The sequence below is a fragment of the Billgrantia antri genome, from assembly GCF_019430905.1.
Taxonomy (GTDB): Bacteria; Pseudomonadota; Gammaproteobacteria; order Pseudomonadales; family Halomonadaceae; genus Halomonas; species Halomonas antri.
The window spans coordinates 702,166-714,600 of the sequence record NZ_JAHYCA010000003.1 but is presented as its reverse complement, the minus strand read 5'-3'; the positions used below and the strand labels follow the sequence as shown (position 1 = coordinate 714,600).

General features: G+C 64.4%; 11 protein-coding genes. 9 read left to right on the top strand and 2 right to left on the bottom strand.

Going from position 1 to position 12,435, the window contains the following annotated elements:
• The first annotated feature begins 48 nt into the window (after positions 1 to 48).
• Genes KPL81_RS11340 through KPL81_RS11330 form a run of 3 tightly spaced genes read left to right on the top strand, consistent with a single transcriptional unit; the run spans position 49 to position 3,156 of the window.
• Complete coding sequence (locus tag KPL81_RS11340) at positions 49 to 1,641, top strand: thymidine phosphorylase family protein (RefSeq protein ID WP_240549174.1); 1,593 nt, start codon at positions 49 to 51, stop codon at positions 1,639 to 1,641.
• Positions 1,641 to 2,546 carry a ribose-phosphate diphosphokinase gene (locus KPL81_RS11335; protein ID WP_219792120.1) on the top strand — a complete coding sequence of 302 codons (906 nt, stop codon included), beginning with the start codon at positions 1,641 to 1,643 and terminating at the stop codon, positions 2,544 to 2,546. Before KPL81_RS11340 ends, KPL81_RS11335 begins: the two co-directional genes overlap by 1 nt.
• A gap of 58 nt (positions 2,547 to 2,604) precedes the next feature.
• On the top strand, positions 2,605 to 3,156 hold the full coding sequence (locus KPL81_RS11330) for a hypothetical protein (protein ID WP_209473290.1): 552 nt from the start codon (positions 2,605 to 2,607) through the stop codon (positions 3,154 to 3,156).
• A 35-nt stretch (positions 3,157 to 3,191) separates the two neighbouring features.
• On the opposite strand, the gene KPL81_RS11325 is transcribed toward KPL81_RS11330, so the two are convergent.
• Positions 3,192 to 4,118 (bottom strand): complex I NDUFA9 subunit family protein, encoded by a 927-nt coding sequence (locus tag KPL81_RS11325; RefSeq protein ID WP_209473288.1) that lies wholly within the window; start codon positions 4,116 to 4,118, stop codon positions 3,192 to 3,194.
• 52 nt (positions 4,119 to 4,170) lie between these two features.
• The gene (locus KPL81_RS11320; RefSeq protein ID WP_209473286.1) at positions 4,171 to 4,644 is read right to left on the bottom strand and encodes an Lrp/AsnC family transcriptional regulator; all 474 of its coding nucleotides are present in this window, start codon (positions 4,642 to 4,644) and stop codon (positions 4,171 to 4,173) included.
• 261 nt (positions 4,645 to 4,905) lie between these two features.
• Between KPL81_RS11320 and KPL81_RS11315 the strand changes: the two genes are divergently transcribed.
• The 6 genes from KPL81_RS11315 to KPL81_RS11290 all read left to right on the top strand — a co-directional run bounded on the left by KPL81_RS11315 (position 4,906) and on the right by KPL81_RS11290 (position 12,434).
• Positions 4,906 to 6,636 carry a putative bifunctional diguanylate cyclase/phosphodiesterase gene (locus tag KPL81_RS11315; protein ID WP_219792118.1) on the top strand — a complete coding sequence of 577 codons (1,731 nt, stop codon included), beginning with the start codon at positions 4,906 to 4,908 and terminating at the stop codon, positions 6,634 to 6,636.
• Between the two features lie 244 nt (positions 6,637 to 6,880).
• Positions 6,881 to 7,345 (top strand): SUF system Fe-S cluster assembly regulator, encoded by a 465-nt coding sequence (locus KPL81_RS11310; protein ID WP_209473282.1) that lies wholly within the window; start codon positions 6,881 to 6,883, stop codon positions 7,343 to 7,345.
• Between the two features lie 70 nt (positions 7,346 to 7,415).
• Positions 7,416 to 8,858 carry a Fe-S cluster assembly protein SufB gene (gene sufB / locus KPL81_RS11305; protein WP_209473280.1) on the top strand — a complete coding sequence of 481 codons (1,443 nt, stop codon included), beginning with the start codon at positions 7,416 to 7,418 and terminating at the stop codon, positions 8,856 to 8,858.
• A gap of 185 nt (positions 8,859 to 9,043) precedes the next feature.
• Positions 9,044 to 9,796: a Fe-S cluster assembly ATPase SufC gene (gene sufC / locus KPL81_RS11300; protein WP_209473277.1), complete on the top strand. Its 753-nt coding sequence runs from the start codon at positions 9,044 to 9,046 to the stop codon at positions 9,794 to 9,796.
• The gene (gene sufD, locus KPL81_RS11295; RefSeq protein WP_219792117.1) at positions 9,793 to 11,160 is read left to right on the top strand and encodes a Fe-S cluster assembly protein SufD; all 1,368 of its coding nucleotides are present in this window, start codon (positions 9,793 to 9,795) and stop codon (positions 11,158 to 11,160) included. The genes sufC and sufD overlap by 4 nt, the downstream gene beginning before the upstream one ends.
• A 14-nt stretch (positions 11,161 to 11,174) precedes the next feature.
• Complete coding sequence (locus KPL81_RS11290) at positions 11,175 to 12,434, top strand: aminotransferase class V-fold PLP-dependent enzyme (RefSeq protein WP_219792115.1); 1,260 nt, start codon at positions 11,175 to 11,177, stop codon at positions 12,432 to 12,434.
• Position 12,435 lies beyond the last annotated feature (1 nt).

Sequence of the window (12,435 nt, the reverse complement as noted above, 5' to 3'; positions counted from 1 at the left end):
AAATGCGGCAGACTGAAGTCAACCGTCCTCGTGGAAGATATCCGCCGTATGAGCCGAGTTCAGCCGCCATCAACGAGCAGTGCCCCGCCCATGGATGACGCCGGGTTGCCCCTCGCGCTGTGTCGCGTGGCCATCGACACGTACCGTGAAAACGTCGCCTACCTGCACCGCGAGTGCGACCTGTATCGCGCCGAGGGCTTCCAGGCGCTGTCGAAGGTGGAAGTCCGTGCCAATGGCCGGCGCATTCTGGCGTCACTGAATGTGGTCGATGACGTTGCCATCGTCGGCCACACCCAGCTGGGTCTCTCGGAGGATGCCTTCTCGCTGTTGGGTGTCGAAGAGGGGCACGCCGTCAGCGTGTCGCAGGCGGAGCCGCCCGCATCGATTCCGGCTCTGCATCGCAAGATCGCTGGTGAGCGTCTGTCGCGCAGGGACTTCCGCGAGATCATCCAGGACATCGCCGAACTGCGCTATTCGAAGATCGAACTGACGGCTTTCGTCATGGCCTGCGAGCTCGGCGAGCTCGACCGAGAAGAGATCTTCTACCTCAGCGATGCCATGGGGCAGGTGGGGCGACGGCTCGATTGGCACGAACATCCCGTGGTCGACAAGCACTGCATCGGCGGGATACCCGGCAATCGTACCTCCATGCTGGTGGTGCCCATCGTGGCGGCACACGGTCTGCTATGTCCCAAGACCTCGTCGCGCGCGATCACTTCACCTTCGGGCACTGCCGATACCATGGAGGTGCTGGCCAAGGTCGAGGTACCCTTCGATGAATTGGGTGAGTTGGTGCGTACTCACCGTGGCTGCGTGGCCTGGGGCGGCACCAGTGAACTATCACCGGCCGATGACGTGTTGATCTCGGTGGAGCGGCCGCTCTCCATCGATTCGCCGGGGCAGATGGTCGCCTCCATTCTGTCGAAGAAGGTCGCAGCCGGCTCGACGCACCTGTTGCTCGACATTCCCATCGGACCGCATGCCAAGGTGCGTTCCATGCCGGAAGCCCGCCGCTTGCGCAAACTGTTCGAGTTCGTGGCCGGTCGCATGGGGCTGGTGCTAGACGTGGTGATCACCGATGGCAGCCAACCCGTCGGTCGGGGTATCGGCCCAGTACTGGAAGCGCGTGACGTGATGCGAGTGCTCACCAACCACCCCGAGGCGCCCATGGACCTGCGTCAGAAGTCATTGCGCCTGGCGGGGCGGATGCTGGAGTTCGACCCCGACATTCGCGGCGGGGATGGCTTCGGTATTGCCCGTGACATCCTGGACTCCGGCCGGGCCCTGGAGAAGATGCAGGCCATCATTCGGGCTCAGGGGGAGAAGCCTTTCGACCTCGACAACCCCGAACTGGCGCCGCATCGGTTCGAGGTGCTGGCACCTCGGGGAGGGGTCGTCACTGCCATCGACAATCTTCGGCTGGCACGAATTGCCCGTCTGGCCGGGGCGCCCAAGGCCAAGGGGGCCGGCGTCGATCTACTGGCACAGATCGGCGACCGGGTCGTACAGGGCCAGCCGCTCTACCGGGTCCATGCTGCCTTTCGTAGCGAACGCGGCTTCGCCCATCAGTGCAGCGAACGTGACAGCGGCTACAGTATCGGTCAGCCGGACGAAATCAACCGCTTGAATGTGGAGTTCTGATGCACGCAGCCCTGCTCTATTTCGACGAGGAGTCCAGGCCTGCCGAACGCCTGGCCTCGGTGACCGGTATCGAAGCTCATGTGGTCGGCTGCCACCGCTTTCCCGACGAGGAGTTGTGCCTGCGCCTGCCTGATATCGACCTGCCTGCTTGCCTGGTCATCTATCGCAGCCTGGATCGCCCCAACGACAAGCTGGTCGAGCTGATGTTGCTGGCGCGCCACGCACGTGAGCGCGGCGTCGAGCGCTTGGTGCTGGCGGCGCCCTACCTTGCCTACATGCGCCAGGATACGGTTTTTCATCCCGGCGAGCTGGTCAGCCAGCGCCTGGTCGGGGGCTTTCTCGCCGAGCTGTTCGACGCCGTGATTACCGTCGATCCACATCTGCACCGTATCGAGCGTCTCGAGCAGGCGATTCCCGTGCGTCATGCCGTTGCCCTCTCCGGTGCTGCGCCGTTGGCCGCGACGATCGCCGAGCGGCGCAGCGATGCCCTGCTGCTGGGCCCCGATGCGGAATCGTTGCAGTGGGTGGAGAGCGCAGCCAGCATCGCCGGGCTCGCGTATGCCACCTGTACCAAGGAGCGCCATGGCGATCGTGACGTCGACATTACGCTGCCCGACCTGACCATTGCCGGCCGACGCATCGTGCTGCTGGACGACGTCGCCAGTTCCGGCCGCACTCTGGCGCGAGCCGCCGAGCGGGTGCTCGCCGCCGGCGCGGCCAGCGTGGACGTAGCGGTGACCCATGCGCTGTTTGCCGGCGATGCCCTTCAGGTCATTCGCCAGGCCGGCGTGGGGGAAATATGGAGCACCGACACCATTGCCCATGAGAGCAATGTCGCCTACATGGCATCTGTCCTGGCCCAGGCGCTGGAGCAGGTGCTTGGAGAAGTAGCGGGTGGGGGCTAGCCAAACGGCGCCGGAAGACGTAAAACGCGGCGCAACGCTAGCCAACCCGGGAGGGGACATGCGAGTTGCAAGAACGTTCAGTACGTTGATTCTGCTATTGAGCCTGATCGGCTGTGCCGGACGGTCGGCGCCGGTGGCCGAGCAGGCCGCTTCCGGGCCGTTGCGTGACGAGCCCGAGACGGTCACGCCGGCTGAACCGTCGGCGCCGCTCGTGGCCACCACGCGTCACGATCGCTTCTGGGTGCCCCCACTCTTTGCCTCGGAAGAGGACGAGGTGCATTACTACATCAGCCGCCTGGCCGACAGGGGGTTCATCGATGTCTACGGCGGCGGGGAGCACCCGAGGGTCTGGTACATAGCGGCGGAGCGCCTGGGCCAGATCGGTGAGCCTGCGATCCCGCTGCTGGTGGCGCTGCTCGATACCCGTGACGAGTACGAGCTGATGCTGGCACTCTATGCGCTGCAGCTGGCCACCCAGGACCCGCGCTCGATGGCCCGAACCGGCGGCGATTACGTTCGCCTTACCACGACGCTCGATGCGAGCGCTAACGCGGAGAACCGCGAAATAGCACGGCAGTGGTGGGCACGTCATGGCCACTATTGGCAGTGAGGCCAGCCAGACAGGGATGGGGTGTCGTGTCGTCGTCAACCCGAGCGGGAGGATGCCGGGTGGCGCGTCGGCAGGCAGGCGGGCAGGGCATCGCGCAGCGAGCGCGGCAGGATGTCGAGGTCGGCGAAGGTACCCACGCCCGCGCCAACCGTATTGTCCTGGGACATCATGGTGACCTGATCCCGGGTCAGCGGTGGCCCGGGTAGCGGCGAAGCCAGCAGAGCGGCGAGCTGCCACAACACGAACGGGACAGGCAGCAGCAAGCGCTCGCGCTCCAGGTGGGCCATGATCAGCTCCAGGATTTCCCGGTAGCTCAGAATATCCAGGCCGCCCAATTCGAATAGCCGCCGCTCGGATGGGGCAGCGCCCATCAGCCTCACGATCGCTCTTGCCACATCCACCACGTGTACCGGTTGGAGATGCGTCTCGCCGCGCCCGAAGAGCGGGATGACGGGAAGCCGGGTCAAGTCTGCCAAGCGCTTCAGGAAGGCATCCCCGGGGCCGAACATCACGCTCGGTCGCAGGATGACTGCCTTGGGGTACGCATCGATAACGGCCGACTCGCCGCGCCCCCGTGCCCGGACGTAGCGCGAGCGCGACGAGGGGTCAGCCCCTATGCCGGAGAGCTGGACGAAGATTCGCACACCCTGTGCCCGCGCCACGCGGGCCAGACGTGCGGCCCCTTTCACATGCACCTGCTCGAAGCTCATCTGGCGACGCTCGACGTAGAGGCTCACGGCGTTGACCGCGCCGACCGCCCCTTCGAGGGCACGGCTCACGTCGCTCTCGCTGTGGATATCGATGCTCATCGGCTCCACAGGATCACCAGCTTCGGCCCAATCCGGCAGCACAGGACGGCGTGCCGCGATGCGAACGGCATGGCCCGCATCGAACAGCTCATGCACCACGTGACGACCCAGAAAGCCGGTTCCGCCGAATACGGTGATGAGGGCTTTCGCCATGTTGTCTCCTGGTTGCAAGGGGGAGGCGGGCGCGAGCGGCTGTCGCCGGGACTCAGTGCGTGGGCAAGGGAAGGGACCCGTTTTCCTTGACGGTGCGTATGGCGAAGCTGCTGTCCACCGTGTCGACCATCTCCAACTGGCGGAAGTGTCGCAGCCACCCTTCGAAGGCGTCCATGTCGGCGACGATAACCTGCAGCAGATAATCGAAGTGACCGGAGACGCTATGGCACTGGACCACCTCCGGCATGTCATTCATGCGCTCCTCGAATGCCTCCACCCGCTCCTGACGATGCCGGTCGAGGCGTACCTGCACAAAGGTCGTAACCGTCAGGCCGAGCCGGCTCTTGTCCAGTTCTGCCCGATAGCGCTTGATCAGCCCCGCCTGCTCGAGCCGGCGAATGCGGCGCGCGCAAGGCGAAGGCGAGAGGCTCACGAGCTCTGCCAGCTCGGCAGTGGTCAGACGGGCGTCCTGCTGGAGGGCTTCGAGCAGCATGCGGTCGATGCGGTCGAATTTGAGATTGCGCATGGGGTGCCTCGTCAATGTGGCGTTCAGGGGTTCCTTGGCCGGTACCGCTAACCATCAATGCAAGTCTGGCGAATCTGGCCCGTACTCGCCAGTTCACGAGCCTGTATGCGGCTGGTGCGAATCACTTCCTGCCGGGAGGTGGCGAGGCCATCGCGTCTCCAAGCGTTGAGGGAGGTTGAGGTCGTCCTCGTGCTATGTTGTTTACACTTCGAGGAATTCGCGCTTTGGGCTTGGTTGACGCTATCGGGGCAGGGAGGGGGCATGGCTGATCCGAGCAATATTCTGCATGCGTGGCGTGCCGTGGAGCGACGGTGGCAATCCTGTCCGCTCGTGCTGCGCCATGGCGGTCAGATCTTCGTGCTGGTGGCACTGCTGATGGCGGGTACCGCGCTTGTGCATGTCACCGGCGGTACCCAATACGCCTATCCCTACCTGATGCTGATACCCGTGCTGCTGGCGGGGACCTGGTATACCTGGGGCGGCTCCCTGCTCGTCGCGCTGACAGCCGGCCTGCTGATGGCGGCAATCCCGCTATCGGTGGAGACCGGCGAGCCTCAGGCGACCCTCAACTGGATGATTCACCTAGGTCTGTACTTGGTTATCGGCGGCTTTGCCGGAGGGTTGTTCGAGCGCCTGAGGCAGAGCTATCACAATGCCGAATTGGCATCGCGCACCGATCCTCGCGCCGGGCTTCCCAACGATATTGCACTGGAAGCGGACCTGGCACGCTGGCTGAAGCGAACGCCGCGCCAGGATGGGCGTGGCATCGGAGTGGTTCTGGTGCGCGTCGATGACATCAGCGAAATCATGGAAGCCTTGGGGGCGGATGCTGCCGATGAGCTGATGGTGGCGATCAGCGGACGGATGGCCCAACTGGGGCCCAATCTCCAGGGCTGTTATCGTGTCAGCGGCGCCGAGCTGGTCCTGCTGTTTTGGCCGGTCGGGCTCAAGGAGCTGGGGCGGCTCGCGCATCAGGTGGTGGAGCTGGGCGAGGACAATCTGGTGGCGCTTGGCGTGCCCCTGCGTGCTCAGTTGGTGTTGGGCAGTTCGCTGCAGGGCGCCGAGAACGCTACCCCCGGCAGCTTGATCCGCGAGGCGAGAATCGCCATGCTGGCTGCCTCCGAGAAGCATCGTGTGCATTGCCATTACCAGCCCTCCTTCGCTCGCCGTAGCCTCCAGAACATCCGGCTCATCGCTCGAGTGCGGCGCGGCCTGGCGCAGGGCGAGTTCGAGCTTCACTACCAGCCCAAGCTGCATCTGGCGAGCGGGCGGGTCAGTGGCTTCGAGGGACTCATTCGCTGGCGTGACGAGCGTGGTGCTCTGATCGCCCCCGGCATGTTCATGCCGAAGGTCGAAAACACTACCCTGATCGCCCCGGTGACCCGGTTCGTCATGAAGGAGGCGTGCCGATTCGCTCGGCGCCATGGCGGCAAGGTCAGCATCAACTTCTCGGTGCGTAACCTGATGGACGATGACCTGCTGGAGGAACTCAACCGGCTCGTCGAGGAGACCGGAATCCATCCCTCGCAGCTCGAAGTGGAAGTGACCGAGAGTGCTCTGGTGCTCGATCTCTTTGCCGCCAAGCAGGCGCTGGAGCGTCTTCGCGGCTACGGCATTCAGATCAGTATCGATGACTTCGGCACCGGCTTCTCCTCTTTCGAGTATCTGCGCCACCTGCCCATCACAGGCCTCAAGATCGATCGTGCCTTCGTCGAAGGGCTCGAGAAGGATGAGCGGGCTCGTAAGCTGATGGCCTGCCTGATCGATGTGGGGCACGCACTCGATCTGGAAGTTACTGCCGAGGGCGTCGAGACCCAGGGCCAGCATCGCATTCTCGTGGAGCTGGGCTGCGATCAGGCCCAGGGGTTCCTCTACTCCAAGGCACTCCCAGTCGAAGAGCTCTTGGCCTGGCACCACGAGCGCGAGCAGCTCATGCGTCAAGCGGAGGCTCTCACTTCTCAGCGGGCCTCCTCCAGCGTGCTGCCGCGTTGAACGTGCTGCCGTTCTTTTTCTCTCCTGATGCTGCATCCGGGCGGATCCGATGAGACATTGGCCTGGCATGTAAATGAGAATGATTGGGTTTAATGGCGTGAACGGTGCCGAACGTGTCGCCATCTTGACGTTTGCACGCTTGCTGACGCTCTGAGGCCTTCACATCGGATCCATACAGGACTAAAATGGTCCCAAATGGAGCGCAGGGCCTTCGCCTCGTGTCCGTGCCAATCAGGAGTCAGGCATGCTGAAGCTTTCTCGGCTGACAGACTACGCCGCTGTGATCCTGGCGCAGATCGCCCGGCATCCCGAACAGCCCCATGCGGCGGCGGAGTTGGCCGAGACCGTGCAACTGCCGCATCCCACGGTCAGCAAGACCCTCAAGATGCTGGTCAAGGCGGGGCTGCTGGAGTCGCGTCGTGGCGCCCAGGGTGGCTACTCCCTGGCGCGCCCGGCATCACGGATCACCGCCATCGATATCATCACGGCTATCGAGGGGCCGGTGGCAATGACGGAGTGCAGCCACGCCGAAGGTGATTGCGATCTGCTGGCGACCTGTGGCGTCTCCGACAACTGGCAGCGCGTGTCGCTGGCGGTGCGTACCCTGCTCGACAGCGTGACCCTGGCGCACCTGGCCGACACCACGCCGATCAAGCTGCCGGTGCAGCTACCCATACAGAGTGTGAGCCTGGCCGCCGACACGGCCTGAGCCACCGAAACGGATACATGACCCGAGGCGAGTTCGCTCGCCGGCCCAACCGCCCGGGAGGGGAGAGACCATGGCAAGTGAGGAAATGGAACAGCTTGTCCGCCGCGAATACAAAGAAGGATTCGTGACGGACATCGAGAGCGATACGGTACCGCCGGGGCTCGACGAGAGTGTGATCGCCTTCATTTCCAACAAGAAGGGCGAGCCCGAGTGGATGCTCGAATGGCGCCTGAAGGCTTACCATCAATGGCTCAAGATGACGTCGCCTTCCTGGGCGCATCTTGACTATCCGCCCATCGACTACCAGGCGATCTCGTACTACAGCGCGCCCAAGCGTCCCGAGGATCGCCCCCAGAGCCTCGACGAGGTCGATCCCAAGCTGCTCGAGACCTACGAGAAGCTGGGCATTCCGCTGCACGAGCGGGCCGCCTTGGCCGGCGTTGCGGTGGACGCGGTGTTCGACTCCGTGTCGGTGACCACTACCTTCAAGGAGAAGCTGCACGAGGCGGGCGTGATCTTCTGCTCGATCTCCGAGGCGATCCGCGACTACCCGGAGTTGATCAAGCAGTACCTGGGTACGGTGGTGCCTGTAGCAGATAACTACTTCGCCGCGCTGAACTCGGCGGTGTTCACTGATGGCTCCTTCGTCTTCGTGCCCAAGGGCGTGACCTGTCCGATGGAGCTCTCGACCTATTTCCGTATCAACGCCGCCAACACCGGCCAGTTCGAGCGCACCCTGATCATCTGCGAGGAGGGTGCCCAGGTCTCCTACCTCGAGGGCTGCACCGCACCGATGCGTGACGAGAACCAGCTACACGCGGCGGTGGTCGAGCTGGTGGCGCTGGATGACGCCTACATCAAGTACTCCACAGTGCAGAACTGGTACCCCGGCGACGAGGACGGCAAGGGCGGCATATACAACTTCGTGACCAAGCGCGGCGACTGCCGCGGCGACCGCTCGCGCATCAGCTGGACCCAGGTCGAGACCGGCTCCGCCATCACCTGGAAGTACCCCTCCTGCGTGCTGCGCGGGAAGGACAGCATCGGCGAGTTCTACTCGGTGGCGGTCACCAACGGCCGCCAGCAGGCCGATACCGGCACCAAGATGATCCACATCGGTGAGGGCACGCGCTCCTACATCGTCTCCAAGGGTATCTCCGCCGGCCGCAGCAACCAGTCCTATCGCGGGCTGGTCAAGATCGGGCCGCGGGCCAAGGGGGCGCGCAACTTCACCCAGTGCGACTCGCTGCTGATCGGCGACCAGTGCGGTGCTCACACCTTCCCGTACCAGGAGATCGGCAACAGCACGGCAACCATCGAGCATGAAGCGACTACCTCCAAGATCGGCGAGGATCAGCTGTTCTACTGCCAGAGCCGCGGTATCTCCGAGGAGGATGCGGTGAGCATGATCGTCAACGGCTTCTGCAAGGATGTGTTCCAGGAGCTGCCGATGGAGTTTGCCGTGGAGGCCGAGGCTCTCCTTAACGTCACCCTGGAAGGCGCTGTTGGGTGAGGAAACGGCTGCGCGACGCCTGGACGGCGTTGAGCGCGGATTCGAGAATGCTCATTTACAGCCGTAAACTCCGCTTCTCTCTTCCGCGCTCGCCTTGTCCAGACGCCGCTCGCTCGTTTCGCTGGGCTGGATGAATTATTTTCCGGGTCGCTCATGCGGCTCGCCAGAATCAAAAGGTATTCAAGATGCTCGAAGTCAAGGATCTGCACGTCAAGGTGGAAGGCAAGGAAATTCTCAAGGGCCTTTCCCTGACTATCAACGCCGGGGAAGTGCACGCCATCATGGGCCCCAACGGGGCCGGCAAGTCGACGCTGTCGGCGGTGATCGCGGGCAAGGACGGCTACGAGGTGACCAAGGGCTCGATCACCTTCGAGGGCCGCGACGTGCTGGAAATGGAGGTCGAGGAGCGCGCCCAGGCGGGCCTGCTGCTGGGCTTCCAGTACCCGGTGGAGATCCCCGGGGTGAAGAACATCTACCTGCTCAAGGCGGCGCTCAACGCCCAGCGCGAGGCTCGCGGCGAGGGCGAGATTCCGGCGCCGGAGTTCATGAAGCTGGTCAAGGAAAAGCTGGCGCAGATGAAGATGGACGCCAGCTTCCTGCAGCGTGCCGTCAACGAGGGCTTCTCCGGCGGCGAGAAGAAGCGCAACGAGATCCTGCAGATGCTGGTACTTCAGCCCAAGCTCGCCATGCTCGACGAGATCGACTCCGGCCTCGATATCGACGCCATGCGCGTGGTGGCCGATGGCGTCAACTCGCTGCGCGACGAGAAGCGCGCCATTCTGCTGGTGACCCACTACCAGCGCCTGCTCGACTACATCGTGCCCGACCGGGTGCACGTGCTGGTCGATGGCCGCATTGCCAAGAGCGGCGACGCCGAGCTGGCCCGTGAGCTGGAATCCCGCGGCTACGACTGGGTCGTGGAGGAGTCCGCTGCATGAGCGATGTCGAACGGCAATCAAGCGAGGTGAAGGCCTTTCTCGACCGGCTTGCGGAGCGTAACGTAAACCGCGGGCAAGAGCCGACCTGGATCGCCGCGCGGCGCCAGGCCGGGGCGGCCCGCTTCGAGGCGCTCGGCTTTCCCACCCGCCGCGACGAGGCGTGGAAGTACACCGACGTGCGCGCGATCGCTCGCGGTGACTTCGTGCTGACCGACAGCGCCGAGTTTTCGCCGGCCTCGGCGGCGGCGTTGACACTGCCCATTGAAGCCTACCGCCTGACCTTCGTCGATGGCATCTTCTCGCCGGCGCTCTCCGACCTGGCCGAGCTTCCCCGCGGCGTGGCCGTGCTGCCGTTGTCCCAGGCTCTGGCTGAGAACCACGAGGCCGTGGGAGGCCCGCTGGGCCGGCTGACGGGGGTCGAGTTCTCGCCGTTCTCGGCGCTGAATACCGCCTTCGTGGAAGAAGGCGCGGTGGTGCGCCTGGCGCCGGGCAGCGTGGTGGAGAAGCCCATCGTGGTGCAGTTCCTCTCTCGCGCCAACGCCCAGCCGGTGATGAGCCATCCGCGCATTCTGGTCGAGGCCGGCTCCCGTAGCCAGGCCACGCTGATCGAGCATCATGTCGGCGAAAGCGAGGCGGCCAACTTCACCAACCTGGTGGCCGAGCTGATGCTCGACCGTGGGGCGATCCTGACCCACTACAAGCTGCAGGAGTCGCCGCTTGCCGACTTGCACGTGGCCAGCATCCACGTCGAGCAGAATCGCGACAGCCGCTACACCTCGTTCAACCTGAACCTGGGCGGTGGGCTGGTGCGCAACGACCTGATCAGCGAGCTCAACGGCGAAGGGGCGGAGGCCAACTTCTACGGGCTGTTCTACGGTCAGGGGCGGCAGCACATCGACAACCATACCCTGGCCAACCACAACGCCCCGCGTACCTTCTCCAACGAGAACTACAAGGGCATCCTCGACGACCGTGCCCGCGGCGTGTTCAACGGCAAGGTGGTAGTCAAGCGCGACAGCCAGAAGATCGAAGGCTCCCAGAGCAACGCCAACCTGCTGCTCTCCGACCGGGCCGAGATCGATGCCAAGCCGGAACTCGAGATCTACGCCGACGACGTCAAGTGCTCCCACGGCACCACCACAGGCCAGCTCGACGAGGAAGCGGTCTACGCCCTGCGTACCCGCGGTATCGACGAGCAAACGGCGCGTGGTCTGTTGACCCTGGCCTTCGCCGGTGAGGTGATGGAGCAGGTCGAGCTGGATGCCGTGGCCGAGCGGGTCGAGCTGGCGGTGGCCGGCAAGCTGCCGGAGCGTTTCAACCTGGCCGGGCTGGTGGAAGCCGCCATGGCCCTGCACGACGAGTAATCAAGGAGAGAGCGATGAATCACCTGGCCACAGAACGAGCGCTCAGCGCACCGGCCTACGACGTGGCCGGGATTCGCGCCCAGTTTCCGATACTCGAGCGGCAGGTGCATGGTCATCCGCTGATCTATTTCGACAATGCCGCCACCAGCCAGACGCCGCTGGCGGTGATCGATACTTTCCGCGACTACTTCAGCCGCTACAACGCCAATATCCACCGCGGCCTGCATACCCTAGCCGACGAGGCGACGGCAGCCTACGAAGCGACCCGCGAGACGGTACGCGGCTTTCTCAATGCGGCCGACCGGCGCGAGATCGTCTTCACCCGCGGCACCACCGAGGCGATCAATTTGGTGGCCAACAGCTGGGGCCGGGCCAACCTCATGGCCGGTGACGAGGTTCTGGTCTCGCTGCTCGAACACCACTCCAACATCGTGCCGTGGCAGCTGTTGGCCAGCCAGCTCGGTATCAGGGTCAAGGTGATTCCGGTGGACGCGCGCGGCGTGCTCGATCTCGATGCCTACCGCGCACTGTTCACCGAGCGCACCAAGCTCGTGGCCGTGAATCACGTCTCCAACGCCTTCGGTACCGTCAACCCGGTGGGCGAGATGGCGGCCATTGCTCACCAGCACGGCGCCCTGATCCTGGTCGACGGTGCCCAGGCGGTGCCGCACCAGACGGTGGACGTGCGCGAGATCGACGCCGATTTCTACGCCTTTTCGGGTCATAAGGTCTATGGCCCGACGGGGGCAGGCGCGCTCTACGCCAGGGCCGAGCTGCTCGAGGCGATGCCGCCGTGGCAGGGCGGCGGCGAGATGATCAGTAGCGTCTCCTTCGACGTGCCGACCACCTTTGCCGACGTTCCCCACAAGTTCGAGGCGGGCACGCCGGCCATCGCCGAGGTGATTGCGCTAGGCGTGGCGCTGGACTGGGTAAGCGGCGTGGGACTCGACGCCATCGGCGCCTGGGAGGCAGGGCTGCTGGAAAGGGCGACGGCGGAGGTATCGCGTATCGACGGGTTGCGTATCCTCGGCACTGCGCCGAACAAGGCCGGCGTACTCTCATTTGTCGTCGACGGCGCTCACTCGCAGGATATCGCCTTGCTGATCGATCAACTCGGCGTGGCCATTCGCACCGGCAACCACTGTGCGCAGCCCCTGCTGGCGCACTTCGGCGTGACGGCGACCTGTCGGGCCTCGTTTGCCGCCTACAACACGCTGGAGGAGGTCGACGCTTTTGCAGCGGCCTTGGAACGCGTCATTGGCATGGTGCGCTGAC